This is a genomic window from Rhizobium sp. LjRoot30 (assembly GCF_964253915.1).
GTDB lineage: Bacteria > Pseudomonadota > Alphaproteobacteria > Rhizobiales > Rhizobiaceae > Metarhizobium.
This window is the reverse complement of the sequence record NZ_CAXUSG020000021.1, coordinates 25,653-51,839: the sequence shown is the minus strand read 5'-3', so window position 1 is coordinate 51,839 and position 26,187 is coordinate 25,653. Positions and strand designations below refer to the sequence as shown.

The 26,187-nt window shown below is 55.3% G+C and carries 24 protein-coding genes; 12 read left to right on the top strand and 12 right to left on the bottom strand.

The window, feature by feature from the left end:
• Positions 1 to 160 precede the first annotated feature (160 nt).
• From ACSQ3I_RS25935 to ACSQ3I_RS25910, 6 genes are all read left to right on the top strand, one after another.
• Positions 161 to 853, top strand: coding sequence for a division plane positioning ATPase MipZ (locus tag ACSQ3I_RS25935; protein WP_436003764.1), 693 nt, complete (start codon positions 161 to 163; stop codon positions 851 to 853).
• A complete protein-coding gene (locus ACSQ3I_RS25930) occupies positions 853 to 1,125 on the top strand; it encodes a hypothetical protein (protein WP_436003762.1) in 273 nt (90 codons plus the stop codon). Before ACSQ3I_RS25935 ends, ACSQ3I_RS25930 begins: the two co-directional genes overlap by 1 nt.
• Positions 1,126 to 1,183: 58 nt before the next feature.
• A complete protein-coding gene (locus tag ACSQ3I_RS25925) occupies positions 1,184 to 1,615 on the top strand; it encodes a hypothetical protein (protein WP_436003761.1) in 432 nt (143 codons plus the stop codon).
• Between the two features lie 85 nt (positions 1,616 to 1,700).
• Positions 1,701 to 2,912, top strand: coding sequence for a replication initiator protein A (locus tag ACSQ3I_RS25920; RefSeq protein ID WP_436003759.1), 1,212 nt, complete (start codon positions 1,701 to 1,703; stop codon positions 2,910 to 2,912).
• Between the two features lie 751 nt (positions 2,913 to 3,663).
• On the top strand, positions 3,664 to 3,879 hold the full coding sequence (locus ACSQ3I_RS25915; RefSeq protein WP_436003757.1) for a hypothetical protein: 216 nt from the start codon (positions 3,664 to 3,666) through the stop codon (positions 3,877 to 3,879).
• Positions 3,872 to 4,855: a replication initiator protein A gene (locus ACSQ3I_RS25910; RefSeq protein ID WP_436003755.1), complete on the top strand. Its 984-nt coding sequence runs from the start codon at positions 3,872 to 3,874 to the stop codon at positions 4,853 to 4,855. Before ACSQ3I_RS25915 ends, ACSQ3I_RS25910 begins: the two co-directional genes overlap by 8 nt.
• A gap of 478 nt (positions 4,856 to 5,333) precedes the next feature.
• Here the strand turns inward: ACSQ3I_RS25910 and ACSQ3I_RS25905 are convergent, their stop codons facing one another.
• Positions 5,334 to 6,515 (bottom strand): DUF4214 domain-containing protein, encoded by a 1,182-nt coding sequence (locus ACSQ3I_RS25905; RefSeq protein WP_436003753.1) that lies wholly within the window; start codon positions 6,513 to 6,515, stop codon positions 5,334 to 5,336.
• A gap of 449 nt (positions 6,516 to 6,964) precedes the next feature.
• On the opposite strand from ACSQ3I_RS25905, the gene ACSQ3I_RS25900 reads away from it, so the two are divergent.
• The 3 genes from ACSQ3I_RS25900 to ACSQ3I_RS25890 all read left to right on the top strand — a co-directional run bounded on the left by ACSQ3I_RS25900 (position 6,965) and on the right by ACSQ3I_RS25890 (position 10,250).
• Positions 6,965 to 8,257 (top strand): GGDEF domain-containing protein, encoded by a 1,293-nt coding sequence (locus ACSQ3I_RS25900; protein ID WP_436003751.1) that lies wholly within the window; start codon positions 6,965 to 6,967, stop codon positions 8,255 to 8,257.
• Positions 8,258 to 8,339: 82 nt separating this feature from the next.
• Entirely contained in the window at positions 8,340 to 8,684 is a 345-nt protein-coding gene (locus ACSQ3I_RS25895) for an ArsR/SmtB family transcription factor (RefSeq protein WP_436003749.1), read from the top strand.
• Between the two features lie 363 nt (positions 8,685 to 9,047).
• Positions 9,048 to 10,250, top strand: a complete 1,203-nt coding sequence (locus tag ACSQ3I_RS25890; RefSeq protein WP_436003747.1) for a DUF4214 domain-containing protein — start codon at positions 9,048 to 9,050, stop codon at positions 10,248 to 10,250.
• A gap of 437 nt (positions 10,251 to 10,687) precedes the next feature.
• Here ACSQ3I_RS25890 and ACSQ3I_RS25885 read toward each other — a convergent pair whose 3' ends face one another.
• From ACSQ3I_RS25885 to ACSQ3I_RS25840, 10 genes are all read right to left on the bottom strand, one after another.
• Positions 10,688 to 11,026 carry a hypothetical protein gene (locus tag ACSQ3I_RS25885; RefSeq protein WP_436003745.1) on the bottom strand — a complete coding sequence of 113 codons (339 nt, stop codon included), beginning with the start codon at positions 11,024 to 11,026 and terminating at the stop codon, positions 10,688 to 10,690.
• Between the two features lie 604 nt (positions 11,027 to 11,630).
• Entirely contained in the window at positions 11,631 to 12,359 is a 729-nt protein-coding gene (locus tag ACSQ3I_RS25880; RefSeq protein ID WP_436003743.1) for an ATP-dependent Zn protease, read from the bottom strand.
• Complete coding sequence (locus tag ACSQ3I_RS25875; protein ID WP_436003741.1) at positions 12,352 to 14,418, bottom strand: ATP-binding protein; 2,067 nt, start codon at positions 14,416 to 14,418, stop codon at positions 12,352 to 12,354. Before ACSQ3I_RS25875 ends, ACSQ3I_RS25880 begins: the two co-directional genes overlap by 8 nt.
• Entirely contained in the window at positions 14,418 to 14,768 is a 351-nt protein-coding gene (locus tag ACSQ3I_RS25870; RefSeq protein ID WP_436003739.1) for a hypothetical protein, read from the bottom strand. Before ACSQ3I_RS25870 ends, ACSQ3I_RS25875 begins: the two co-directional genes overlap by 1 nt.
• A gap of 87 nt (positions 14,769 to 14,855) precedes the next feature.
• The gene (locus ACSQ3I_RS25865) at positions 14,856 to 15,872 is read right to left on the bottom strand and encodes a hypothetical protein (protein ID WP_436003737.1); all 1,017 of its coding nucleotides are present in this window, start codon (positions 15,870 to 15,872) and stop codon (positions 14,856 to 14,858) included.
• A gap of 538 nt (positions 15,873 to 16,410) precedes the next feature.
• Positions 16,411 to 17,214, bottom strand: coding sequence for a hypothetical protein (locus ACSQ3I_RS25860; protein ID WP_436003735.1), 804 nt, complete (start codon positions 17,212 to 17,214; stop codon positions 16,411 to 16,413).
• A 152-nt stretch (positions 17,215 to 17,366) separates the two neighbouring features.
• Positions 17,367 to 18,452, bottom strand: a complete 1,086-nt coding sequence (locus tag ACSQ3I_RS25855) for a hypothetical protein (protein ID WP_436003733.1) — start codon at positions 18,450 to 18,452, stop codon at positions 17,367 to 17,369.
• Between the two features lie 175 nt (positions 18,453 to 18,627).
• Complete coding sequence (locus ACSQ3I_RS25850; RefSeq protein ID WP_436003731.1) at positions 18,628 to 19,083, bottom strand: hypothetical protein; 456 nt, start codon at positions 19,081 to 19,083, stop codon at positions 18,628 to 18,630.
• Positions 19,080 to 19,541, bottom strand: a complete 462-nt coding sequence (locus ACSQ3I_RS25845; protein WP_436003729.1) for a hypothetical protein — start codon at positions 19,539 to 19,541, stop codon at positions 19,080 to 19,082. The genes ACSQ3I_RS25850 and ACSQ3I_RS25845 overlap by 4 nt, the downstream gene beginning before the upstream one ends.
• Positions 19,542 to 19,601: 60 nt before the next feature.
• A complete protein-coding gene (locus ACSQ3I_RS25840) occupies positions 19,602 to 20,144 on the bottom strand; it encodes a DNA methyltransferase (protein ID WP_436003727.1) in 543 nt (180 codons plus the stop codon).
• Between the two features lie 266 nt (positions 20,145 to 20,410).
• On the opposite strand from ACSQ3I_RS25840, the gene ACSQ3I_RS25835 reads away from it, so the two are divergent.
• On the top strand, positions 20,411 to 21,418 hold the full coding sequence (locus ACSQ3I_RS25835) for a hypothetical protein (RefSeq protein ID WP_436003725.1): 1,008 nt from the start codon (positions 20,411 to 20,413) through the stop codon (positions 21,416 to 21,418).
• 384 nt (positions 21,419 to 21,802) lie between these two features.
• The gene (locus ACSQ3I_RS25830) at positions 21,803 to 23,245 is read left to right on the top strand and encodes a hypothetical protein (RefSeq protein ID WP_436003723.1); all 1,443 of its coding nucleotides are present in this window, start codon (positions 21,803 to 21,805) and stop codon (positions 23,243 to 23,245) included.
• Between the two features lie 111 nt (positions 23,246 to 23,356).
• Here the strand turns inward: ACSQ3I_RS25830 and ACSQ3I_RS25825 are convergent, their stop codons facing one another.
• The gene (locus ACSQ3I_RS25825) at positions 23,357 to 23,722 is read right to left on the bottom strand and encodes a helix-turn-helix domain-containing protein (RefSeq protein WP_436003721.1); all 366 of its coding nucleotides are present in this window, start codon (positions 23,720 to 23,722) and stop codon (positions 23,357 to 23,359) included.
• 379 nt (positions 23,723 to 24,101) lie between these two features.
• On the opposite strand from ACSQ3I_RS25825, the gene ACSQ3I_RS25820 reads away from it, so the two are divergent.
• Positions 24,102 to 25,943, top strand: coding sequence for a DUF4214 domain-containing protein (locus tag ACSQ3I_RS25820; protein ID WP_436003719.1), 1,842 nt, complete (start codon positions 24,102 to 24,104; stop codon positions 25,941 to 25,943).
• Positions 25,944 to 26,187: the final 244 nt, after the last annotated feature.

Genomic DNA, 26,187 nt, shown 5'->3' with positions numbered 1-26,187 from the left:
ATGATACCTAACATATACCGCCTGGTACCCTACCTTATTGTAAGATATAATAAGGTAGGGTATATTAAAATATCATATGGTACCTTTCTATATCCTATGATATGATACCTCCCGTTTAGCTTAGGCGCGTAAGCTTCTCTCGAATCACAAGGAGACCCAGATGGCTGTTATCGCATTCGCAAACTCCAAAGGTGGATCGGGCAAGACGACAAGCGCTTTGCTGCTTGCTAGTGAACTTGCAAACACCACACCAGTCACCATCATCGACGCAGATCCAAGGCATCCGATTTCCACATGGGCAAAAATGCCCGGCGTGCCTGAACGCCTGACCGTCGTCACCAACGCTTCTGAAAAGACCATCCTCGACGAAATCGAGGAGGCTGCAGCCCGCGATCCCTTCGTGGTCATAGACCTTGAAGGCACGGCCTCACGCCTGATGAGCTACGCCATCTCGCAGGCCGATCTCGTCATCATCCCGCTAAAGGAGCAGCAGCAGGATGCGCTGGCCGCGATTGACGTCATCAAGGAAATACACCGCGATATGAAGGCCGTGCGGCGCGAGATCCCTTATGCCGTGCTGTTTACCCAATCCAAGGTCGTGGCGAAATCGCGCACGGCGCGTTTTATTGCCCAGCAGTTTCGCGACAATCCGCGGATCGATGCCTTCGAGGTCGAGATTTTCGAGCGCGACGCCTTTGCCGCGCTGTTTGCCGTCGGCGGCACCGTGCGCTCGATGGCAGCCGGCGACGTCAACAACATCGACGCCGCATTGAAGAATGTCGAAAATTTCACGACGGAGGTCATCGCCAGGCTGCGCGCCAACCGTGATCGCCAGGGCAGGGAGGTCGCCTGATGTCCGACTCGCGCAAGAATCTCGATTTTGGTGGGCTCGACGATTTTCAGCCGCGCCCGAAGCCGGCGGCCAATCCGCCCGCCGTGCACAAGGCGGTCGATAAGGTTTCTTCTTTCCCGAGCCGGGAGACCGACGAAGACGCCCAGATCAACATCAAGGCCTCGAGCACAAGCATTGCCCGCTTCCGGGCCATGGCCAAGGCCGAACGCTACCGCCATGGGGAATTTCTAGAGCTTCTCATGGACGCCTACGAAAAACGCGAGACGCGATAAGACACAATCTCGAAAAGTTGCAGGCTTTTCGGATAGATCTCAAACGACAGGGAAACGCATGCCCATCAGGCGGCAGCATCGCTGGCTCTACCCGATCGACTGGCAGCAGTTGACAGACATGATCCGCTTCGAGCGGGCAAAAGGCCGCTGCGAGCAATGTTGCCGCCCACATGGAAAACACGTCTATCATCTCGGCGACGGTCGCTGGTGGGACGAGGACGAGGAGCGCTGGCGGGACGGGCAGGGGCGGCGATTGCGCATGAAAGCCATACCCGTCGACGACGATCCGGCGTTCCGCTCCACCCGCGTCATCCTGGCCACTGCCCATCTCGACCACGATCCGACCAACAACGACGTGCGCAACCTGAAGGCTTTCTGCCAGCGGTGCCATATGCTTCATGACCGAGAAGAACATCTGCGCCGGCGGCGGATCAGTTTTCTTCTTACCCGCGCCATCGGAGATCTCTTTACCGGTCGTTACCTCTCATAATCGGAGGTTCTCAGCGCCAAAACTATGCGCACCAGGGTCTGGGCTGCTAAAAAGGCAGGAGAGAATCGATATGCCCGGGTCCGCCATGAAACGCACTGCTTTGTCCTTCATGCCCCGCAGCGAGTTCGCGCAGCTCTCGCTGCACGACAAGAATGCCTACCTGCAGCAGGCGACCCAATCCTATATGGAAGCCAAGAAGCAGGATTACGTGCCGCTGACCAAAGATGCGCTCAGCCGCCTGCGCCGTTTTTACCTGCGCCGCAGTTTTGCCGACCTGAAGCTGGAGCAGGTCGAAGACGATCTCATGCGCGATGCGCTGACGCGGCTGAGCGAAGCGATCTACGGCAAGGAGCTGAAGCGGGCGATCGAAAGCGAGATCCCGCCCAGTGCCGCGCCGCTGAAGCGGGCGCCGCCGATCGACGACGACCAGCTGATGTTTTTCGTGCCGAGCGTCCATGACGCGCCGCTGAAGGACGAAATCAACCTGATGGACGTCGCGCCCTTTTCGCTGAGCAAGACCAAGCGTGACGGCATCATCCGCTACGAGCTCGGCGACAGCATCATCACCGTGGAAGGCGGCGCTGAGGTCGGCATCGCCAATGCCTATGATTACGACATTTTTCTCAACATGGTCTCTTATCTCGCCGAAGAAATGCGCCGTTACGTCGCCAGCGAGAAGAAGCACCTGCGCCCCAGCCTGCCCGGCCGAGTCTACCGGCCGACGGCGGCGCAAATCCTGAAATTCTGTCGGCGCGGGCAGGGGGGGAAACAATATCTCGAACTCGAACGCGCCCTCGACCGGCTGCAGGCGACCCGCATCAAGATCGTCAACCTCGGCGACGGCAAGCGCCGGGATGCCGAAAGTTTTCCCTTTATCGGCCGCTACAAGGTCGTCAGCCGCACGGCCCAGGACAATATCGACCAGGTGGAGATCGAGATTCCCAACTGGGTCTATGACGGCGTCGTGCAGCCCCTGGGCAAGCCGAGCATCCTGACGCTCAACCCCGACTACTTCCTGATCACCAAACCGATCGCCCGCTTCATCTACCGTCTTGCCCGCAAGGCGGCCGGCCAGACGGAAGCCTTTTACAAGATGAAGGACCTGCACTACCGCAGCGGTTCGCAATTGCCGCTGCGCAAGTTCCGCCAGACCGTCGAGGAAGTGGTCAAAAGCACTGTCTCCGATCCCCTGCCGGACTACGACCTGGAACTGCGCGAAGGCCGGGAAGGCACGGTCCTCTATATGCGCAAGCGGCTGATGATCGCATCCCTCGAACAGGCCACCCTCGACATCTGACAAAAGTCGCGTATTTCGATCCGCGGCTTTTGCCAAAAACACCGTGTATCGATCCGGCCCGCCTGACAAAAATCCTCCACGCCAAGTCTCTGAAAAGAATCACAATTCCTGCAGTCACAGAGAATCGGGAATCGGTTTCTGTTTTGACGAGGAGCGAGTCGCGCATCCGGCATGACAAAATTCGTCGTACATCGGTGCCACCGGAATCGTACATCATTCTGTCAGAGCCGTACATCAATCCGTCAGAATCGTACATCAGTGCCACTAGCACCTTATAACCATATGATTCAATAAATGAATTTCCAGGCTAAAACTATCTTCGTAAAAACTATAAAAACGAGATTCAAAACTTCAAACGTGACAAAAAATTTTCCTGTTGAAATTTTCGAGAAAATCGGCAACATCCATCTCGTCATCAGGGATATAGTGAAGAAATATTCCGATATCCTTCGATCCGCCCTCCCTGTTCTTTTTTCTCATGAAAATATGCGAATCATTTCTTGCTGTTTGCTTGGAAAATCAGGCTCTTTGGCAAGCTATCGGCTGATTGTCAAAAACTCTGTACAACGGTCCGCCTCTACCTGACAAAAAAACCGTGTTTCATTCCGGCAATTTTGACAAAAACCGCCTGTTCTCAAACCTTTCGGCGCAACTTTTCCTGCTCTCTTCCTGCCTTTTTAATATGAAATTGATGTCTTCCTGATGGAAGTGAGGGCGTCTAAGCCCTTTCCAATATTCGGAAGAGAAGCCAATGCCATCTCCTTCAGGAAAAACCACGCCATCGGGACGCGGCATCCGCAAGGGCCGCAAGGAACAGGTGACGATCACCATTGCTCCCCCCATTCTCGACCGTGTCGACGAAAGGGCAAGCCGCATGGGCCTCAGCCGCGCCGCTTGGATCAACACCTGCATTTTCCAGGGCCTTGAAGCCGGCTTCACCGGCATCAAGGGGGAACGCGATGACTGAGCGGCAAAAGACCGTGTCCGGCCCGATCGGCAAGGCGCTGGAGCGCCTGGAGGCGTCGATGAAGGCGAAAAAGGCCGATACGGCAGCACAGGAGCTGCCGGACCTGACGGCCGGGCCGCAACTAGACCTTTTCATTGCCACCGGCCGGGCCGCATCCCCCAAGGATGAGCTGGCGACCATGGAACATCCCGTCTACGCGATCGAGGATGGCGACCAGCGGATTCTCTCCTACGAGCATAATGGCCAGACGCTGGAGGTCACGCCGTCGGTCAAGGGCAGGGCGACCATCCACGACAAGGACATCGTGCTGTGCTGTGTCTCAAAGCTCGTCGATGCCATCAATCATGGCGAAGCGGTGTCGCGCACCGTCAGCATCACCGCCCACGATCTCTTGAAATTCACCAACCGGAGCACCTCCGGCCGCGGTTATTATCTGCTGGAACAGGCGCTGGACCGGCTCGCAGGCACCCGTATCAAGACCTCGCTCGCCACGGGCAAGCCGGCCAGGCGCCGCACGAAGGCGTTTGGCCTCATCGACGCCTACGAAGCCGTGACCCGCGGGCCGGAAAACCGGCTTGAGGAACTGCGCATCACGCTCAGCGAATTCACCTTCGACGCCGCACTGGCGCTGGAAGTGTTGAGCATCGACCCCGATTATTTCAAGCTGCGCAAGGGAACGGAAAAACGCCTCTACGAACTGGCGCGCAAACATTGCGGCGACCAGGGACGCTGGAAGATCGGGCTGGAACTGCTGCAGAAGAAGGTCGGATCGCGCCAGCCGCTCTTCAAGTTTCGCGCCGCCGTCCGTGCCATCAGCGATGCCGGTACCTTGCCCGGCTATCACATGGTTTTCCTGCACACCGACGATTCCGTCATCTTCTACGGGCGCAGCCAGGCGGGCCTGGAAGCGATGCAGGCGGATTCTATCGCCAAGCCACAGGCACCGCGGGTCCGCCGCAAAAAGCAACCGGAGTGACACCAAGGATTTGCCCTGACTCGTCACTCTGCGGATGGCTTTCGATATCTCCTTGACTCCAAAGCGCTATTTTCCATTTCCTGACATCCTGCCGGAAAGCGGAGTAAGAGCCATCGGCCCTGCATTCCCGCACCACCCGTGGATTCTGTCGGCTTCCGGATGAAGAGAGCCTCAATTCGTCACTCCAGGGATAAAACTTCGTCACTCTAGGGATGCGTCTTCGTCACTCCGGGGTGCTGGGATTCGTCACTCTACGGATAATCCTTCGGCATTCCGCGGATGTCGCCATTCGTCACTCTACGGATAGATTAGTGGATTTTTCCAAGCAAAAACAAAAGCATGAGGAATGCTAACACGCGGGCGCGTTTAACATCTTTAACAAAGTGATTAACAGGAAAGGCCGGCACACTTAATAGAACAAGGCAGCCATCCAGAATGGCTGCCTCTGCAGGAAATTGGTGAAGCCAGATGATCGGCTTTAGAATGAAGCCTCGGAGGCAGGAAGGCCGACCGGGTTGACGCCATGGTCGAAATCGAGGCGCACGCCAGTCTCCGCCAGCAGGGCGCCATTCTCGAAAGCCCCGAGATGGACATCGATCACGCCCGTCTGGTCGTGCATGGCCAGCATGTCGAGCATCATGAAGTATCCCTGCTCGTTGCCGATGGCGATCGTCTCGTGAACGGTATCGCCGGCGCCGTTGGCAACGCCGTCATTGTTGGCATCGAGCGCCCAGGAATAGCCGAGCTCGGCATCGCCCTGCAGCAGGTAATGTTTCGAGGCAACGGCCTCCGACGGATCCGTATCGATACTCAGCTTGAAGGAAAAGTCCGATAGTTCCCGCTGGCCGAGCGAGGCGATGGACAGCGCCAGGACCGTATCGCTACCGGCAGGATCGAAACCGGCGACATGGTCTTCGGCATAGCCGTCGCTTGAAAGCACCGTGCCATAGAGATCGCGAACGCTGATGCCGAGTTCGAGATGGGTCGCGTTGCTGGTGGCCACGGCAAAACCATCGGCAGAACCTTCGCCGATCAGCAGGCTCTCCTTGCCGTTCAGGAGCTTGTGGGGCGTGATGACGGTATCGAGCGCATAGGTCACGCCGTCAACCGTCTCTCCGCCGCCATGTCCCGGAAATTGAGCACCGCCACTGGCACTGACGAGCTTTGTAATGGCCGCATCGACCGTTTCAGAGGTTGCACCCTTTTTGCCGTCGATATCCTTGAGGAAAAGACGGGCCACGTCGGCGGCACTGTCGCCGCGATAGGCAGCGATCTCCACCGCAGTATCGAGCTGGCCGGTGAAGAGACCGGCTGCCGCTACCTTCGCCTGCAGGGTGGAAAGATCGGCATCCCTGGCCGCGTCGACGATGCGGATGGCGATCGTATCGGCCGTCGCATGTCCGGCTTCCAGTTCGGCAAGATAGAAACGAAGACCTTCGGCGTCGGGACTGCGACCGAAGAGATTTTCGAAAATGGTCTTGACCATGTCGGTGTTCGACAAGCCGGCAAAAGCCTCCTGGAATTCGGCTTGCGCCGACATGCGGCCGGCGACCGCTGTCAGCGTGCTACCTGTCCCGAGCTGTTCTTCCCAATAACGCAATCCTTCCGGATCCGCCGGTCGCCCGAAAAACGCAATATAGATTTCCTGAAGACTGGTCATGAATAGCCGCCTCGTTCCGCATTGCTAACAAAAGCTTAAACGAGGGTGTTAATCAAATATTAACGCTGGGTTTGGTTAATGGAGGAACCTGTTTAGAAAGGCGACAAGCCCTCCGGCTTATGCCGACTGTCCGGTCGAAATGGGGTGCAGTTCATATTGCTGCTGCAATCCTCGACATTCTGCATCTCGAGTTGCGAGACATGAGGGTTCTGTTCCTTCTTGAAGCATTCAGAAATTTTACCATCCTGGAGTGCAACAACGAACATTTCGCAAAACCGACTACGTTATGTTCTCGAATATCTCCTGTTGGATATGAGAAGAAAACCTCAAGGCATATCGATCTTTAAGCTTGTATTAGAAATGGTGAATTAGCTTCGGGCCTGGATGAGTTTACGACTCCCTGACAAAAAGGCATCGGCGTTGTGTGTTCCTTTTGAAAGCCAGCAGGAATGAACCAAACTCAACGAGAGAAAGCTTCAAGCCGGATTGAAGACTTGAATAGGTTCAATAAGAGCCGGAGTGAGCTTGACTTCTGGATACAGTCGATCGGCTCGCCGCTGCTCGTCGTCGAGAAACACAGCCTGACCGTCATATGTGGCAACAGGGGAGCTGAACGCTTTTTTGCGATCGGTCAGGACAAGTTTCCCGGCCTGCAGATTGCGCAGCTAGTGGGAGCCGAGGCCAATCAAATGCTCGGCCAGATCTGGAGTAATGCTCCGGTAGGAGTGCCCGGCGAGCCTTTTATGCTGCGCTCCGTTGTGCAGCAACAGCAACGGCTTCTGATGGTCCAGGTGAGCAAGCTGATCGTAGAACAGCAAGACGTACGCCTTTTCACCTTTATGGATGCTCCCCCTGACGGCTCGGTGGCGCTGGTCAGCTGGCAGGAAAAGATCATCGACATGCTGAACTGGCTGCCGTTCGGTTTCGAGATTGCGACGACGGACGATCAGATTCAGTTTGCGAATTCCCAGTTCACGGAGCTTTTCGGATATTCACCCCACGAAATCGAAAATATCGAAGACTGGTGGTGCCTCGCTTATCCCGATCCGGACTACAGAGCTTTTGCAAAGCAGAAATGGGCGACGGAAATTGCTCAGGCACGAGCGGAAAATCGGGAAATGACGCCCTTCGATCTGGATGTTGTGACCCGTTCCGGAATGGTTCGCACCATCCAATTTCGTCATCGCACAATCGGTGAGTTCAACACCAATCTTTATCTTGACGTCACATTCGAGCGGTCTGTCGCCCGCAGGTTGAAGACTTTATCGGAAACAGACCCTCTGACCGGCGCAATGAATCGCCGCCAGTTCTTTGAAGAAGCTCATCAATATTTCGGGGCAGGCAACGCCCACCGAACTGCTGTCTTGGCACTCGATATCGATCACTTCAAATCCATCAACGACACCCACGGACACGCCGTCGGCGATTTGGTCTTGCAGGAGTTCACGGCGCGGTGTCGTTCTTTAGTCGCAGAAACTGACATTTTTGCTCGGTTCGGAGGAGAAGAATTTATTGTTCTACTCCGCAACCATTCGCAACATGCAAGTCATATCGCCGAAAGAATCCGTCTTGCCGTCGCGGAAAGTAAATTCCTGCAGCCCCACTTCGATCTTGCCGTGACAGTTAGCATCGGCCTTGCCTACCACGAGCCACAAGAGGACGTGGAGCAATTACTATCCCGCGCGGACAAAGCTCTCTACAATGCCAAAGCGACAGGACGTAATAAGGTAATCGACGGCTAAATTGTGGTCGCGTTTTTTCTGGAAATGCGCCATTTTTAAGCGTTAATTTGTGGAATCCATTGTTTAACAGTTGGAATGACGCATGCTACACCTAGAAAGAAAAGCAAAAATTTTATCAGCAATGGCGAATAAAAAGAGATTAGAAATCCTAAGGCGCTTAATAAAAAAGCCATATTCTTTTCAGTCACTTGTAAAAATTTTAGACCTAAGCCCATCCGCGCTTTCACAGCATTTATCAGTATTGCAACGACAAAATTTGGTAAAAAGAAAAATTTCAGATGAAATTTGTTATTACTCATCGAATGATAAACGAGTTTTCCGAATTCTTCATGCGCTAGATAAAATTGTTGAGGAATTTTCCAATTCTGACCCTGGCTCCCCAATCGCGAAAGGCGAGCCGCCGATAATCAAATCTTATCAGACATAATTCAATGAAATTGGCGCGTGCGGTTTAGATCAAATTTCTCAATTGATTTGCCCGCAGCGGTGAGGCGATTAAGCCTGATTATAAAGCTTTTGAGCCAGCGACCGGTATGCCAAATCCGGGATCAGTGACCATTTATCTTGGCTTGTCGATATGTTATATTCTTGAAAAAATGCAGTTTTCGGCAATTTATATTTCCGTCTACGCAAGCATTTGCCAACTTGCAGAACTCCAGAATTTCGTTGTTATCGATGTTGGCTCGATCTCTCTTGGCGAATAGATAGATGTTGTTTGATTTTTCTATGTATCTCCGACAAATTATCAGAGAATTTGTGGAATTTTCTTTATAATTGGTGGAGAAAAAGCATGGAAAATGGATATGTTCTTAGAGACTTCAAGTTCGGTTCACCAGAATGGGGGACGAGCGGAGGTCAGGTCACTTGGAGCTTTGCCTCAACCGTTGGAGTTTTCTTTGCCTTCGATGCCATAATATCACAACCCTACTACCAGAACATGATCGTGCAAGCTTTTCAGGCGTGGGAGAATGTAGCGGATATCGACTTTGTGCAAGTCGCTGACAGCGCGGCATCCGACATCAGGCTTGGGTGGGACGAAATTGACGTACCTGCTCATTTCGCACAGCAAGTTCATACGGCGTACACCGTTAATGGCACGTTCGAGATTACGTCTGAGATACGCTTTGACCCGGTAAAAACTGCAAACATAACCGCCGAGACCTTCCTCGGCTTAGCGATGCATGAGATCGGTCACGCGATTGGGTTGGATCATATTGATGATCAAAGCTTGATCATGAACCCGATCGTCTACATTTCGGCCTTATCAGTGGGTGACATTGCAGGTGCTCAGTTTATCTATGGTTCGGCGAACGGTACTGATACCCCCGTTGGCTGGGACGGTAGTAGCTGGGATGACAGTTATGAAGGTGGTGCCGCAGGGGAGGCTATCAAAGGTCATGGTGGCGATGATCGCCTGCGCGGCAATGGAGGCAATGACAACATCGACGGCGGCGACGGGCTTGATTTCGCAATCTATGTCGATAGCGCCTTTAACTATGATCTGCATTACCAGGGCTCCGGTACTCTCAGCGTCGCACATCGGATGGGCCAGGATGGCACGGATTTGCTCTCCAATATTGAGCGAGTCGCTTTTCCAGACTTCACACTCGCCCTAGATATCGACGGCATAGCCGGCCAAGCATATCGTGTTTATCAGGCGGCCTTTGATCGTGCACCAGATCCGGCTGGACTGGGCTTCTGGATCCGCGAAATGGACGCAGGGCTAAGCCTCTACGAGGTAAGCAGAGGTTTTGTTGCCTCACAGGAGTTTGGAGACATTTACGGCTACGGCGCTTCAAATGCGAGCTTCGTAGCTAAACTCTACAATAATGTGCTCGGCCGCGACGGTGAAAGCGCTGGGCTTCAATTTTGGGGCGACCTGCTCAGCAGTGAAAAAATGGACAAAGCAGCTATGCTTGCCAGCTTTTCCGAAAGCCCGGAAAATATGGCCGGTGTGGCGCCAGCTATTCAGAGTGGTTTCTGGTATTTTTAGAGTAAGTCCTTATGTCTTTCTTCGTGGCTAAGGTAGAATTAACCCCTCGGACGCAGGTCAATCCGCAGGCTTGGCTTGCCGACGCTCATTGCCGACGGGCCGAAAATCCTCTGTTCTCAATTAAACCCGTTTGATCTCAAACGGCCTTGATCGGAGACAACTTTGATATTGTGACGATGGATTGCCTTCCAAGTTTTATATGCTTGACGCAACCAATTCCAATCGCTGGCTGCCGATTGGCTCCCGAAACTCGATTCCTCTGCAAACGTCGTTATAGGAAGTAATGGGGGGAATACGTCACATTTTCAAGAACGTCGTTTGCAGGGATTGATGATTTCGATCGCCAGATGAGAAGAGCTTGGACGGCATGAAACGAGATGAAGCTGGTGTGCATAGGCAAGGGGAGACGGGAAGAGCGAGTAGCAGAGTAAGCAAGGTCAGGAAGTGAACTTCTCGGGGCCGCGGCCAAGATGTCGTTTGGGCCGAAACGGAAACAGGCCATCAGCATATTTTCGGACCAATTCGTCGAACACATCGTAGCTCTGTTGGTCGTCAAACCCCAGACGCGTGAGGCCGTCGACGATATCGTCGGCTATCTCCTTCAGAAACGGAGGGCCAGCTTTGCCGCTTTTGTGCGCGTCCGAAATCGTTTTCCAAAGCAACATGCGGGCAATGTCGTCGCGGGACGGCCGGCGCGCCTCTCTAGCGTTATCGCGAACCCCTTGCTGACGGACCCGCTGCTCGGCTTCACGCTGGTTCTTTGATTTCTTCGGCATGCTCGGGTCTCCAGCATCGATTGCATCACGGATCAAGGCCGGATGTCGTTGCAATGTTGACAATCCGGAACACGTGCATAGAGGTGTGATAACCCATGCCTGTTAATGCTGTCTCAAGGGTGCGTGCCTGCCAATCTGGCAGCCAGCGCCGCCGACGAGGGAGTGTTGCCAGAACGGGGATTACATCTCGGCCGAACCTCGGTTGCGTCACGCCGTTTGCAGCAGAATCGCAAATCCGGAGACAAGAATCGACAGATCCTGACTAGGAATCGCGTCAGGGTAAATTGAGATAATCTGACTTAATGTGCGGGAATATCGACGTGCGTTACGAGCACGTCACAGTAACCTGACCCAAAGCGTCCTGCTTCGTTTCGATTGATCGGTCCAAGATGCCGGTCAAGCAAATCGATGAGGCAGGCCGCCTTGGCACCTTTCTGTAAATTCTCATGTCGAATGCGTGGTCTTGTCACGCCGTTTGCACAAGAATCGCGGAGCCGGGCTCGGGAATCGCAACTCCTGAGGAGGAATCGGTTACCGCGCGTGCGGAATCGATAATCCTTACTCCGGCAACTGAAGCCCTTGTCTTCTCCATCATCCCCAACCGCTATTCTTCAGTCAGACCAAGCATCTGCCGGACCTCGGTACCTTCCATGACCCCCTTGCCCCGCAGCCGCTCAGCAATCTGCAGCAATGGATCTCGGTGGGTTTGCAGAACATCCCGTGCCAGGGTCTCACCCAAGACCAGACGCGTGTGCACCCGATCCGCCAATGCCCGGTCGATGCTCAGCAAATCGAGACTGCCGGACGAGTTGCGGTAGAGCAGCGGATCGACGCTGGAGAACCCGAGCGTGGTTTCCGCCGCAAGCGCATACTCTGTCGCCTTTGCCAGATCGCTGGCCTGGTTGCCGCCTGCCCCGGCTACGAAATCTCCGAGAAGGAGATGTTCGCAAACGCGTCCGGCAAGAATACAGGCGATCATCCTGGTCAACCAGCATTCGGTCTGAGCAACATCGGACACGCGGCGGGTGACAACCTGTCCCATGGTCTCGATGCCGATTGTAACGGACAGAACCTCGCCCACACCAAGGACCGACCAGGCGACAGCATGTCCTGCTTCGTGCAGACAAACCCGCCATAACAGGTCCTCAGGCATGCGCGCTTGTCTGCCGGCCAGACTGGTTTCGATATCCTGCCAGGTCAACGGCCGTCTCTTGCGCCTGGCAACCTGACGCGCCTCGCGCACGATACGTTCGATATCGGCGCCGGTGTGCCCCATCGCCTGAACCGCCAGGGGTCGCAATGTTTGCGAGAGTGTATTGGTCGTATCAGTCATGGAGAGGTGTCCTGTTGTTGGAGTTTTCGGCGTGCTTGCCATCGTCGAAGGTCGCGCCATGTGGTTGCGATCGGTTTGTTCTGGGAAGAACGCTGGTTTTCCGATCCGGCGACTGATGTGTTGGCCTCTTTGTCATTGTAGGCGCCGAGGCCAGAACGCTTTGCAGATCGGAACCGAGATGGTGCACCAGAATGCCGGTGAGGGCATCGACATCGGGCATCGGGATCACGATGTGTTTTTCCAGCCGCCCGGAGCGCAGCAACGCTGGATCGATCCGCTCAGGGAAGTTGGTGGCCGCCACGACGATGACCCCTTCCGATTTCAAGGCGCCGTCGAGCAGTTCTAGCAGGCGATTGACCAAAGACGTCCAGTAATCGTCATAAGGCCGGGTGCGGTCGCTCCCCCCTGCCCTGCTGCCGATCCCGTCGATCTCGTCGATCAGCAGGATACACGGGGCCTTCGCCTGCGACGTCTTGAATGCGGAAGACATGCGCTGCAGGACATCACCGAGATAACCGGGTTCGAGCCAGGATGTGACGGAGCTGATCACCAGCGGCACGCACAACGAGTTGCACAACGCCCGCGCAAACGTCGTCTTGCCGGTCCCGGGTGGTCCGGACAAAAGCAGTTTTGTGCTCATGTCGCTCCAGTCGAGACCGCCTTCCCGCCACACGGTCAGGTCCGTCTTCAGGTCGAGGGCCCAGGACGTGGCATCGCCGTAACCCGTCAGCGTTTCGATGGAGAGCCTTCCGCCCGAACCTTTTGGCCCGGATGTGCCGGCGTGAGATGTGGATCGGACATGCTCCCCCTCCCCGGCCTTTTCGATCTCCGGCTCGGGATAAACGATATCGACGGCCGATGGCGCGTCAGCGGCCTTGCGCAAGCCGCCACGACCCTTGCGGTCTTCCGTTTCGCCATCATCGCTTGCCGCGTCGCGGTCAACGATCGGCCGCGCAAGAGTTTCGAGGGTGAAGAGAATGGCCTCGATGGATCGTCCCGGCCGGATTGCCATGGTCAGGTCGTCGAGATGCAGCCGCGTCAGGTCGAACGGTGCGCCCCGGAACTGACGCAGCGTTTCCGCACAGGGAATGCCGCAGCAGATCGACAACAGCTCGCTGAGAAAGACCTCGTTGATCGCCCCGCATTCGAGCACCAGATCGGCAGTCTCGACAAGGCTCGGCATCAGGTCCGTTGATGTCTCATCCGCGATGATCAGCGGCAGGTGGGTGTCGGAGAGAACATTGCCGATCAGGCGACGGACCAATGTCTCTTTCGTTTTGGCAATTGCCTTGCCGGAGCCGGTTACGATCTTGCGACGTTTTTTGCCTGACGGCTTTTCGCCATAACGATTGGAGAGGGCGATGCTGCCGAGATGATCTGTCGGTTTGGGCCAGAACGGCAAGATCACGCCCTCCTCCAGTGCCAGACCGAAGCGCGTTTCAAAACCTTCGATCGGAACCTTGATCAGCACGAACGGATCGGTAGGCGACAGGGCTTGGCGAAGATCATCGATCCCCGCAAGACGTGTCCCGGCTGCACGAGCGACCAGCAGGGCAACGGCAATCTTGGTTACATCAGGTGGTGGAAGCAGCGAGCGGATCAGCGCCAATCGCAACTGACTGTCGGCCGATGTGCCAAAGACCATCGGCACACCGCTCTGGTCAACCGTGTCGAAGGCTCGAGCTGCCCTGAGGATTGCCGCTCTTGATTCCGAGCGGTCCTGAGGATCCGGTTCGTAGGGGATATCGACGATCCGATCGATCGGATCGTCGTCAAAAAGTGCTGCGCTCTGCGTGGCGGTGCTCGGGGATTTGAGGAGGCGGGCGATGACGCGTCGATCACGCTCCGGGTCGCCGCTCAGGAGATCGCAGGGCGTGGTGGCGCTCCAGAACGTGAGCTTCTCGCCGAAGTCTCCGGTGCCATGGGCCTCCAGCAGCCCGATCTTTGCTGCACGGGTATAAAGATCGAGGACCGACAGGCGACGAATGCGACGCAGAAAGAAGCGCATCAGCCGCCCGGTGAGAGCGTCCGCCATATAAGGAGTGACAGGCCGTTTCATTATGCCCCCTCCCCGCCCGGCTCGGAAACTCCCAGGAACCTGGTGTTGCCCGTCAACCAGTCGCGAACCATGAGAGAGGCTGGGTCGCCGCGATCGCATTCCTGCAGGAGCCAGATCCGCAGTTGTTTGGGTAGGCTGCTCATGCTGATGCCCTTGCGGCGGGCGAAGCGGATCGAGGCGCCGACGACAGATGCCGCATGCAATGCCTGATCGTCATTCCCCTCGGTAAAAGCCGACACGGCAAGCGCGATTGCGGCAGCATTGGTTGTCAAGGCAGCCGTCTCTGATCGCGAGGGCCGGATCGATGCTTTCGGGAAAGTGATGATGTTGGTGGAAGTCGGTGTCGCCATGATGACGTCTCCCTATGCTGGACACGATCTGTGTCTCAGTGCGTGCCTGTTCGAATGGAGTGGTTGAGATGCGGGTCCGGGTTGGCGCTAACGCGATCCTGATACCGGAATGCGGGCAAAGCCGATGCGAGGCATGGCCACGCGCTCATCGTCCGAGCGCCCCGGTGCATCATTGGCGGCATCGATCATAGTCGAAGGCTGCCGTCCGCCATCTCCGGCCTGCAGGGTGTCTCGCCCCTGCCCGCTTGCATCCAGAGAGGTCGGGTGCTTGCCCTGGAGCTGCCGTCGCGCTCCGGCCCAGTTCTCGGTGATCTTCTCGCGGAACAGTTTGCGCAGACGCGTCATGGCTTCACCGGCGCCGTTGATCTCGAGCAGATGATCGAGATGCCCGAGTGGCCAGATCCCACCGTCGATATCCATCCTCTGGCCTTCGGCATTGACGATCACGATCCGGACATCTTCTGCGACCAGCCGCCGGTGCTCCTTGTACAGAAGATCCGGAACAACCAGGGCTGCCGCGAGCATGCGGGCCTTGAGCGCCGCAATACGCGATGCCTCGTAGGACGACAGGCTGCGTTTGACGTCGACGACATGTGCGATCCTGGTCGAACGGTTGAGGATCAGCAGATCCGGCGTATAGGATTTGCGGCCGCCGCTATCGGCATCGAGCGTCAGGCTGCGATAGAGATGGGCGGCGTTCTTTTCGACAAGCTGCATTGCTGCCGTCGTCACCGGCAGACGCAGATTGTCGGTGAGCACCACAAGATCGGGATTGCCTGATGCGATCAGGCTGATGCCGCGTTCGATCAGCCGGCCTTCATGGATCGGGATGGCGCGCAAAATCACCGACATGCTGTCGATCCCGGCATCGAGGGCGTCTGTCAGTGCCTCGACCGAAAGCGCCGAGGCGACCTCGGTGATCAGCTGTTCGAACACGATTGCCATCGCATCGGGATCGACGCTGTGGTGATAGAGGTTGGCGGTGGATCGGGCGAGCCCATCTTTTGAAGGCGACATCGCCGAGCCCGGTACGGGGCTTGGCGTGGCGCCTGGCATAGGGGCCGGCGGGGTGGCCGATGTGACGGAAGACGAATTGGTGTTCATGGAAATCTCCTTGAGAAACGAGACGATCCGGACACGGCACAGCTCTGCGCATGCGGAAATAATTTCCGCATCGACCGCTTGGAACGATCAGCTGGACAGACAGGCCGGTCGGATTGCTGCGATCAGCGCGCGGGCGTGCTGGTGCTTGCTGCGGCGTGCAGTGACGCAGGACGGAGCAAGGCGGCGCGCGGCGCGGCCAGTTGCCCGACGGTATCGGTTTCGGCAGGAGAAATCGCGGGAGGAGCTTCCGGAGCGGAAGCGAAGCAGGTATGGGTCAACATAGCCCAAATCCTTCTTACCAAGGTTGCGGGTCAGGCCCTCGTTCGATGTTGACGCATCGGCGAGGGCTGCTAAGTGACTGCAGGAGCACGATTTTCCTGAAGGCACTGTCGACATAGCCCGGAGAAGCCATCCCGGCAAGCCGGTAGAACGCATCCGGAACACATAGAGCTCCGGTATGGTTAACGGCGCACGCGGCACAAAAATGCCCGGACACAACAGAGCATCCGGGCATCAAACTGTCATTTGGTTTGCAGTGTCAGAGCATCTTCGACCGGAGTTCCGGCAGCAACGTCTTGTGTTTCGACATCGTGCGAAAACCGGCAATCATCCGGCCATCCGGGTGACGATTGGATATGACAGACCATAGGATACCCTCGATCAGGGGAATGCCGTCGATCTCCTCAAAGCGGAAGTTACCCGCGTCAATCACACCTTGGGTCTGATTGACGAGGTACTCCAGGTCAGGCGTAGCATCAAGTTGCAAGATTTGAGGTATGAATGGGAGGGCCTCACTCATGCACCAAGAATTGTAGAGAAACGGTGCGTAGGTGACTTCGTCGTGGAACCTCCTGCCGACCAGGTAGGGGAACATCCAGCTTCGCCGCGTGGTGAACGGTGGCGTCCAGCGGCCCGCGAGGATCACGGTGTCGAGCCCCCTTTGTCTCTCGGTACGCTCGAACGCACGCAGACCGCGCAGTTGAGCACGCGAGGACATCTCGAACTTCTCGAGAAACGCGAGCAGCATCGGCTCGTAATAGATCTCGATTTCACCGTCAGCATGAAACACCAGCGCGACGTTTGACCCGCACATCAACGCTTGTCCGACCAGTTGCAATCCCTGTCCAGGTCGTGGGAGTTGCCCGATATCGGTCGTCGTATCGGTTCCCATGATGCGGAAGAGTTCCGCGACAATAGAGCTGATCGGTGTGTCCTTGCCGTTCGTTACCTCTGGTTCGCTGATCGGCGTATGCCGACGAAATTCCCCAGGGCCGTTCGGAGCCTTCCTGTTCGTCGATTTGTCCCTCATGCTCATTTCCTTGATTGTCGTTTTCATTGCCATTTTGTGTCGTCCTGTTTGCGTGGGAGTTCTTGGTCGATAGCTGCCGGCGAGGCTTTGCCGGCAATATGATTGTCGGGTTGGTTATGTGATTGCGGAATTGGAGAGAGTTGCCGCGTTGTGCGGTCGCACCGCGCGGCATGGGTTGCAGCCGATCAGATCACGGCGACGTCGGTCAGGAGTGGCACATCTTCCGCGCCATTGGTGACGGCGAGTTCACGGCTTTGGCGGTGCTGCCACCATCCCTTTGGCTCGCCGTTCGCCTGAAGCGCAGGCTCGAGTTCCGACAAGCCTTCGGGCATCGCCGGATCTGCATTGAGGGCGGGCGCCACCGCATGTGCTTCTTGATCCTCGATCGATGAATCGCTGGAGACTTCAGCGATTTTGTCGGCAATGCCAATCCCGGGAAGCGCTTCACCGTGAACGACAAAGCGCAGCGCCGGCAGCACCTGCTCGACGAGCCAGTCCGCGAACTCCTCTCGACCGGGATAGCGGGGAGAATCGCCGAGGCGGGCAATAGTCTGTCGCGCCTTCTCCCATTCGACCGCAAGCGGAGCGTCCGAGCCGCGGGGAGAAATCACGCCACTCAGCAGAATGCCGGCTTTCTGGCAGTCTGTCTCGACGGCTGCCGCGAGCTTGGTTTTTGCCACGTGCTTGCCCTTGCGGATGTCGGTGACCAGCAGCTCCACAGCCTTCAATGATCGCTTGACGAGTTTGTTGATGACACCCAGATCCACCTTGACCCTGGCTTCGACCGCGCGGCGCAGACCTGCCGCACCACCGGACGCGCTCGATTTTTCGGGAGCGTCCGTCAGCGGCTTCACCATCAGCTTGACCTGACCAACGGTCAATCGCTCGCCACGTTCGAAGGCAGCCAGTACAGCTTCGATCTTCTCAAGCTCAGCGCTCGACAGCACGAACAGTACCGTTGGCAAAACTCCGGCTGCGACCAGGCGATCACGGAACGCCTGGAGGTGTTCGTGGATGGCGATATAGTAGCGCGCCTGACGGGGTGTGTAGCCGCAGCGCTGCTTCACCCATTTCCCGAACGTTTTCTCGGGCAATACAGCCTTTACCCGGGCAAGCTGTTGGCCGAGAAGATATGCTCCATCCGTGTTTTTACGGACCATCGAAGCGATATTGCCTTCGACTTCCGTCACCAACGGCTGGTGCTCTTCTTCGATCATGAGTTTTACGACTTTGTTTGCTTTCGCCCTCAGGGCCTGCATTTTGGTGCGCATCGGATACTCCTTTGAACTTGATGCGTTGGTGGCCGAAGCATTTGGCAATGCTTCTCCCTCACGCCTCCCCGTGCCCGGTGGCGTCAAAACGAAGCATTCACGTTGGATGGATCGTCAGGCCCTGCTTCGCCGTGCGAATTCACGCCTGTGGCAGCAGGGCACCGACAGAATCAGGTCATGACGGACCGGTCCCGGTCACGCAGCGATGCTGCCAGTGCTCCTGCGTCTGCATGTACGCGGCACGCCGCGCGACCCAGTCACCACGGACCAGGCAATCGAGAAACGCAGTCCGATACGATGCGATTATCGCCTCCTCATGCGCGCAGAGCGTTTTGCCGGCCGCTTGAGACTGGCGCAGAATGTCAAGGATGAGGGCTGGCAGCGGATAAAACCACATTGCAGCGCGCAAATCGGAGATCATCGTGCCCGGCGGCATATCGATCGCGATCGAACCTGGGTTTGCAGGGCCGATGCGCAAATGCAATGTATCGTTCGGGGCAGCCACCAGCGTCATACCGTCCAGGCAGAGATCTCCTTTGCGGCCGGACGTGTAATCGAGCAGAGCGCGAGAAGAGCCGGTGATTTCGTGAGCCTCGTCTGCCAATGCCATGGTTTCAGGTGAGAAGATCATGCCCTGTACTTTCCGCCGGTTGCGATAGCGAACGCCTGTCCGAACCAGGTTTGGAACACATCACTTCGCGTTTCCCGAAGCGTCGCGAGAAAGGCCCGGGTCGCCTGTTCGATCACCACGGTGCTGCAGTCCGGCAAACCGTTCCCAGTCATCTGCAAATCATGGGTCGTCTGTAGAATGCGTGCCGGCAGCGGGCAGAAATGCAGTGCCGCGATGATGTTCCCCGCCGAAGTTTTCCTTGGCAGGCGAATGCGCGCGATTTCGGGGTCGGTCGGGATAGGGAAGATGTTCATCCCGTTCCGCCGCGTAATGTAGATCGTCTCTCCACCCAGCGGATAATCGAGTCCCAGGAATGCGAGTTCGGCAGCGAAATCCATCGCCGGGTCGAGTGCGCACGAGAATTCTGATTTGACCTTGCGGTGAAGCTCGGCGGTGATCGCAGGAAGATTCCAGGACATAGATACTCCTTCAGCGCCGTGGGGGCACTTGTTTAACGACACAGTCATTTTTGGGTTTGATTAGCGTTGAGAGTGAATGGCGCTTGCCTGCCACGTGTTGCGAAGACCGACCACCCGCGACTTGAAACGGAACGACCAAATGGCGCGGTTGCGCATCTTCGTTCCGAGGGCACGAAGCATCGGGATGAATTCGAGCGCGAGCATCTCGCCGGCGTGAACATAGTTTCCAAGCTGCCAGCACATCGGTTCATGGTCCGACAGGACGTGCTGGCATTCTTCGACGATTGGCCTCATCTGAGCGAGATAGGCCACCATGGAGCGCTTATGCTCCTTGCCGATGTTGTATGGCGGGTTCGAAAAGATCAGATCGACACTTCCGCTTGCAAGCCGCAGCAAAATGGTTTCAGACTGATCGTGGGGAATGGTGCATAGATCATGCACGACCGCTGATGACCGCTCGCCTGGAAAAGAGGTTCTCATATCATTCCCCTCGTCGCCGGGGACGCGAGCATAATGATCATCAAGTGAATCTGAGTAAATATCACTATATTGAATGGTTTTGTTCAAATGCAGAACGGCATTTACAAGAAAGTTTTTTCCCATTTGGAAACCTCACTATTAAATTTCTGAACGTAAAATACCGAAATAGGATCGATGCGCAGGGGCGGGTTGGGAAAATTTGGGAAATATGCCGAAATGCACTTCGTTGCCGACGCATAAATGCGCGCTGGAGAATGGGATTTACCGGTCTCAACGCATTTCGTATTCAAGAAATGGTCCCGATTTCCTGTCAGCTTTTTAGTAAGGATAGCGATTGAGAGGTTGTTAGGATGGCTTGTTCAAGGTGCTTTCAATCGGAGCCCTTGCACATGAAATTTGACTTCTCGGCCATGAACCGTACGCCCAGTGCTACCGAATACGACGATGACGGCGTTCCGATTTTGAGCTGGCAGCAAGAATGCGGCACGCAGGAAGGAACAGTGAAATACATTCAGTTTCGTAACGATTTGCTTGAAAAAGTCCGAACCGGCGAAGTCACTCCTAAGGACGCCGAGAAAGCGGCGATCAAAAATGGCGGTGAACCGCTGGAGGTAAGATTTCGTCCGCCGGCTTCACCTCCTGTAATCGCGATGTGGTCTCCTGAGATGGTTGCCGCCTGGATATCCAGAAAAGAACTGAACTCTGTGTTGCGCCACCGTGAAGAGTTTTGGAGGGGACGCTCGATCTGGATCGAGAATCAGAATGTCTACCGCTGGCCCATTGACAAGCCTGCTTTCCTACAACAATCCCGACGTGGATATGACCTGGTTGCGCTCGGCAAAACCAGCTTGTTCGCCGCAGGCTTCGACTTTGACGGCCATCGTTTTGACTACAGCGACATGAAGTGGTTTGAGAAGTTACGGGAAATGCTTGTTGAAGGGGAAATGGTAAAGGCTACAGCCAGAAGGAGGAGCAACGGCCAATTAACTCAGATCAAGGCAGGCGAGTGGCAGTTTCTTGAGTTCGGGCGGAGCGAAAACGGCGGAACTATCCTCTGTAAGCCAGGGAACGCTCCGATATATGAGGATATCACCTTCCTCGCTCGCGAGGTCAGGAGCTGCTTCTCACAAAAATCCGGCTTTGCCCAAGAGCGACCTAATATAACTGGCTTCCGTCGATGGAAAATTGATATCGAAAAACAGCCTAAGGGCAAGCGAAGATTTCTATATTCGCTGCTTACAAAGACCTTCCCGGACGGTTTTCCCTTGCACTACAAGTCCGATAGTGAACGCTTGCAAGCTATCAGAGAGCTGTTGGCAGATGGCTATTGGCACACAGACGAGGATTCTTTTAAACGATATCTGAATGGTGTTCTTAAAGAATATTGCGAAGATTAAGTAGCCCGCCGAGAGCGAGATGTCGAACCAGGCAGTCAAGACGGGCTGTCTGGCGAGCCACTTGATCACCAAAATCCCCTTTCGACCGTCGGAAGGAATATTGGCGATGACGCGCGCCGGAAGATCGGTGGCCACAGCACCTGGGGAAGATTCAACGGCCCGTGCGCGGACTTCAAGAGAATTTGTTCGGCGTCTTGCTTCTCATAGACCCTGCTTCTCACGAGCTGGGTCTCCAGCAAAGCCGGCGCGGTTCAATGTCCGATCTTTAGGCAACTAGATTTGGAGAGATTGCCATCCTGTTCATTCTCGCTTAAATATTGAATGACCTGTGGTTTCGCCTCTCGGCATGCTTGCCCATGAGGCGGCGAATAAAGAATTTGATAGATGCGCGTTCTTTCTTTTCCCAGCTTTTCCAAAAACCGGACGCCAGCCAAAGGCCAGGACTGGTCGCAACAGGAAATTGCCGATTTCTACCGGGCTCACCGGCTTTTGGTCGAAAACGGCGCCGGGATCGGAATCGATCGCGGATTGACGGACGTAGAAGAACCGTGGCTCATTTTTTACGATCTGACCACGCAGGACGTGTTCATGCACGTCGCCCGCATAGACAACCGTTGCATTCTGATCTGCGAGACGCTGGGAATCCGACTCAAGGCTTCAACGATCGCCGAACTCATCGTCAACTTTGAAAGCGCTGTCCGTGAGCATTTGGCAGTCCGCACCGAGCGCAACAGCAACGTTGTGCTGCATCCGGCAGCCAAGATCATCATGTCGATTTCGGCGATCTTTTTGCTGTTCAAGCTCGATAACGGTGGCGTAGCCTATGCTAAGGACATGGGCGTGGCTGGTGAGAAGATCGCTTCTCCCGAAGTCGTGAAGAAAAGCGACCCGACCTTGCTTCTTCGCGCGCAGAGCGCGCTGGGCCGTTTGTTTGAGACGGTTGATTCTCCACGCGCCGTGGCTTCGCTTGCCGGCGCCATCTTGACTGGTGAAATTCTGATAAACCTTCATGCTGCGCAGCAACAGCATCAGCAGGAAACGGCATCTCTCTCAAGCGAAAAGCTGGTAGCCTTGCTGCCGGAAGCTAGTAAAATCGCCGTTCATGACGATACGGCGGAAAACGCGCGGGTTGAACACGCTGTGCACTCCGCGACCATGCAGGAGACGGAAGCCAATCGTACGATGGCGCCAGTTGTCATCGCGGCCGAAGAAATTCAACTCAAGCATGCCTTCGAAGAGGGTTTTGCCGGTGAAGTCCTGCGAATCGCCGTTGCGCCTGTACAGAATCAAGTTTCCGAGCCTGCAATCGCCAGCCTTGGCCAGATGGCCATTAGCCAAGGGGAAGCAGTAACGGACAAGGTCGAGAAGGGAAATACGAATACTGCGGTTCTCGCAACACCCGAATCGATTAAAACACTGCAAGATCTTCTGGGGCAAAATTTCCAAGTGCTAACGAAAGGTGAAACCCTCACAGTTTCGCCGTCACAGGTCGATAAGGGAGATATTCTACCGGGTAGCGGAATTGGTATTCAGCCACTTGATATCTCACTGTCATCTTTGGATGATCTCGATACATCCATAGGTTTCTATATGCAGACCACACTCGGGAATGCCGAGGTGATGAATATGCTCCAACACTTTATGAACAATATGGGACGCTACGAGGTCGAATATAGCGGCGGAAAGGTGTTGATTGAGCAGGATCACATGGCAGACCTTTCCTCGGGAGACATAGGCCTCTGGACCAATGTTATGTCCGACGGAAGCACGATTTCAGTGGTCGGACAGGCAGACCTGATTGACGACATCGCGATGTTGTTTTCCTGAGCCTGCAAATAAATCCGCGAAAAAGATTGCAAAGAAAAGGCCGCCTAAAATGGCGGCCTTTTTATCAGTAAAATACGAACACGCATGTAGCAATCGCTACACAGGGAGCATTTATTTGCCAAGCACGCTTTCTAAGCGGCGCAATCGACGCTCCATCTCTTCCACCTTCGATCCTTGCTCCGAATTACCGAAGATCAATTCGTAGGTCAGGGGATCATTATATTTCATCATTGTAATGGCAAATTCCCGCGGTTCGATGTTGAGTGCGCGGGCATATGCTTCGTAACGTTCGGCAGGCACACGGCCACGACCAGATTCAAGCTGGGAAATGAACGTATAATATTCAAAGCCGATTGCAGCAGCGAGGGCACGCTGGCTGAGGCCGGCCTCCTCTCGTTTATCTTTAAGCCACTTACCGGCTTCGCGGCGCAATAGCGCGATTTCATTGCTTTCTAAAGCTTTTTTTTGAGACTGCATAACGGCGTGCCTGCAAGGTGTGGAAAGAGTGCCACCAAGGGTTATAATTTCACTGTATATAGAGCACGGCGCACAGCGCTTGTCCAGTGCCGCGCTCAACATTTGAGCCGCAATGGTTAAAGGCTGTATCAGTGAATGAAGCCCGGAATTTCCGAATCTTGATAAAATATCACGGAAAATCGTCGCATAGCTATATATAACTCATTGATGTGACCTTTGTTCCAGGCTGATCGCATAAAAATATGTAAGGCGGGGGGTAAAGTGATTACTCGTCGTGGTCGATGCATTTTTTTGTCAGCCACATTATTGACGTGCGCCAATGATCGGGATATCAAACACTCGACCTAAGTTGGTCTCACCATTAGAGGAACCTATTACCATGGCAACTATCCAAGGTATTTATATCGCTCTCTTCGGCCGTCCGGCTGATCCGCTTGGCCTTCAGTATTTTAACGAAGCCACGAACGACGGCGCTGACCTGACGGCGATCGGCGATCTGGCATCGACTGCTGAATACCAGACCCGCTTCGAAGGCATGGATAATGCCGGTATTGTAACGGAAATCTTCCAGTCGCTGTTCGGCCGTAACCCGGAATTGGCTGGTCTGACGTTCTTCGTTAACGCGTTGAACAGCGGCGAGCTGAACATCAACAACGTTGCTATCGCTATCCTTGATGGCGCTCAGGGTGATGACCTTGCAACGGTAAACAACAAGATCGCAGCTGCAACCGCTTTCACCGCTGCTCTTGATACGCCGGACGAAATTGCTGCCTATCGCGGCGATATCGCTGCCGACCTCGGCCGCCAGTTCCTGTCTCCGATCACTGCTGATGAAGCAACGGTTCCGACGGCTGAACAGGTTGCTACTGCAGTCGAAGGCGTTGTTACCGGCGAAGGCACTCCGGGTCAGGTATTCACGCTGACCAGCACGACGAACGTCGCCACAGGTGGTGTTGACACCGTAGTCGGTACCGCCGGCGATGACACTTTCCGTGCGATCACGGCCGACGCGCTTGACTCTGTCGATACGCTGACGGGCGGTGCTGGTTTTGATACGCTGGTCATTTCGGCCAACGGCCTTATCAACACCTCTCCTGCTCCGGTTATCAGCGGCATTGAGCGCATTAACAACAGCTCTAACAACACTCTTGATCTGAGCAAGGTTACGGGCCTCCAGCAGGCTTGGGCTCAGAACACCGCCAACACCTATACCGGCGCCGCGCTTGCTACGGTTTTTGGTCTTGAGGGTGCGACCGCTGCTTACAACGTAAACATTGAATATGCTGATCTGGCTGGTGCATCGACGGCGAACTTTGCCGCTAACAATGCCAATGCTGCTGGTGACGTAACTTTCGTTGTAACTGATGGCGACAAGGTTGAAGCAGCTACTGTTGCCCTTGGTACCGCAAACACTGCAGACGTGGATATTTCTTCCCTCACGGAAGTAGCATCCATCACCGTTACCGGCGCAGGTGATGCAACGATCATCAACACTTCGACTGATCTTACGAAGTTTGATGCATCTGCCGCAACGGGCGACATCACCTACACGAGCGGTGCCGTCACGGGTGAAGTTGCCGTTACGGGTGGTTCTGGCAACGACACGTTTAACTTTGCTGCAGCGACCGCTGCTAGCGAAGTTACGATCGACGGTGGCGCCGGCAACGACATCATTGATGGCGGCCTCGGCAATGATACGCTGAATGGTGGCACTGGAAACGACGTTATCTTCGTTTCGGGTTCTGCGACCGATACGGACACTGCAACGGGTGGTGCTGGCGCTGACTCGTTCGTATTCGACGTTCTCGGTACTGCAGGTGCGGCAGGCGTCGCATTCAAGGATCTGGCAAACCAGGATCACATCACAGACTTCACGTCTGCTGACGATCAGATCATCCTCGATGCAACTGCTTTTGCAGGTGCTGGCCTGACGGTCGCCGCTGGTAACCTGGATCTCCCGGGTGCACTCGCTGCTGGTCGTTATGTCGAAGTTACCCTGACCGACACCGATGCACTGGTTTCCGACTTTGAAACTGCTGCTGCTGGTGCAGCTGCTCCTGCTGCTGCTGCTTACGTTGCTGCAGTTGCAATCGGCACGGAAACCTGGCTGGTTTATGATGCGAACGGCACCGGCACTGCAGGTGGCGTGAGCGTCATTGGTATCCTGGACGGTAAGGGCCTCGGCGATATCAGCGCTGCTGATTTCGGCGTAATCGCCTAATATACTTAGAACATGAAGTTAGAAGGGGGGGCATTGGCTCCCCCTTTTTGTTTTTTACCAGTCAAAAACCACAGCAACGTGGTATGCATGCCAATCGAAGCATGCAAATGAAGTTTAATTTCTTGGGCGGCCGGCGTTCTCACCAATGTCATCCAAGTAGAACGCATAAGCGAAACTGATAAATTGAGATAAGTTTCGGTGTGCTTGTTAAACCGGCTCAGTTCCGCGTGGAAACCAACAAATC

Bases quoted from the DNA above. Each gene is read 5' to 3' on its own strand.
- ACSQ3I_RS25865 (WP_436003737.1), bottom strand. From the start codon at position 15,872: ATGAACACCAATTCGTCTTCCGTCACATCGGCCACCCCGCCGGCCCCT.
- ACSQ3I_RS25890 (WP_436003747.1), top strand. From the start codon at position 9,048: ATGGAAAATGGATATGTTCTTAGAGACTTCAAGTTCGGTTCACCAGAA.
- ACSQ3I_RS25915 (WP_436003757.1), top strand. From the start codon at position 3,664: ATGCCATCTCCTTCAGGAAAAACCACGCCATCGGGACGCGGCATCCGC.
- ACSQ3I_RS25855 (WP_436003733.1), bottom strand. From the start codon at position 18,452: ATGCGCACCAAAATGCAGGCCCTGAGGGCGAAAGCAAACAAAGTCGTA.
- ACSQ3I_RS25910 (WP_436003755.1), top strand. From the start codon at position 3,872: ATGACTGAGCGGCAAAAGACCGTGTCCGGCCCGATCGGCAAGGCGCTG.
- ACSQ3I_RS25825 (WP_436003721.1), bottom strand. From the start codon at position 23,722: ATGCAGTCTCAAAAAAAAGCTTTAGAAAGCAATGAAATCGCGCTATTG.
- ACSQ3I_RS25835 (WP_436003725.1), top strand. From the start codon at position 20,411: ATGAAATTTGACTTCTCGGCCATGAACCGTACGCCCAGTGCTACCGAA.
- ACSQ3I_RS25840 (WP_436003727.1), bottom strand. From the start codon at position 20,144: ATGGGAAAAAACTTTCTTGTAAATGCCGTTCTGCATTTGAACAAAACC.
- ACSQ3I_RS25830 (WP_436003723.1), top strand. From the start codon at position 21,803: ATGCGCGTTCTTTCTTTTCCCAGCTTTTCCAAAAACCGGACGCCAGCC.
- ACSQ3I_RS25880 (WP_436003743.1), bottom strand. From the start codon at position 12,359: ATGACTGATACGACCAATACACTCTCGCAAACATTGCGACCCCTGGCG.
- ACSQ3I_RS25845 (WP_436003729.1), bottom strand. From the start codon at position 19,541: ATGTCCTGGAATCTTCCTGCGATCACCGCCGAGCTTCACCGCAAGGTC.
- ACSQ3I_RS25870 (WP_436003739.1), bottom strand. From the start codon at position 14,768: ATGGCGACACCGACTTCCACCAACATCATCACTTTCCCGAAAGCATCG.
- ACSQ3I_RS25885 (WP_436003745.1), bottom strand. From the start codon at position 11,026: ATGCCGAAGAAATCAAAGAACCAGCGTGAAGCCGAGCAGCGGGTCCGT.
- ACSQ3I_RS25875 (WP_436003741.1), bottom strand. From the start codon at position 14,418: ATGAAACGGCCTGTCACTCCTTATATGGCGGACGCTCTCACCGGGCGG.
- ACSQ3I_RS25860 (WP_436003735.1), bottom strand. From the start codon at position 17,214: ATGGCAATGAAAACGACAATCAAGGAAATGAGCATGAGGGACAAATCG.
- ACSQ3I_RS25930 (WP_436003762.1), top strand. From the start codon at position 853: ATGTCCGACTCGCGCAAGAATCTCGATTTTGGTGGGCTCGACGATTTT.
- ACSQ3I_RS25935 (WP_436003764.1), top strand. From the start codon at position 161: ATGGCTGTTATCGCATTCGCAAACTCCAAAGGTGGATCGGGCAAGACG.
- ACSQ3I_RS25850 (WP_436003731.1), bottom strand. From the start codon at position 19,083: ATGATCTTCTCACCTGAAACCATGGCATTGGCAGACGAGGCTCACGAA.
- ACSQ3I_RS25920 (WP_436003759.1), top strand. From the start codon at position 1,701: ATGAAACGCACTGCTTTGTCCTTCATGCCCCGCAGCGAGTTCGCGCAG.
- ACSQ3I_RS25895 (WP_436003749.1), top strand. From the start codon at position 8,340: ATGCTACACCTAGAAAGAAAAGCAAAAATTTTATCAGCAATGGCGAAT.
- ACSQ3I_RS25905 (WP_436003753.1), bottom strand. From the start codon at position 6,515: ATGACCAGTCTTCAGGAAATCTATATTGCGTTTTTCGGGCGACCGGCG.
- ACSQ3I_RS25925 (WP_436003761.1), top strand. From the start codon at position 1,184: ATGCCCATCAGGCGGCAGCATCGCTGGCTCTACCCGATCGACTGGCAG.
- ACSQ3I_RS25820 (WP_436003719.1), top strand. From the start codon at position 24,102: ATGGCAACTATCCAAGGTATTTATATCGCTCTCTTCGGCCGTCCGGCT.
- ACSQ3I_RS25900 (WP_436003751.1), top strand. From the start codon at position 6,965: ATGAACCAAACTCAACGAGAGAAAGCTTCAAGCCGGATTGAAGACTTG.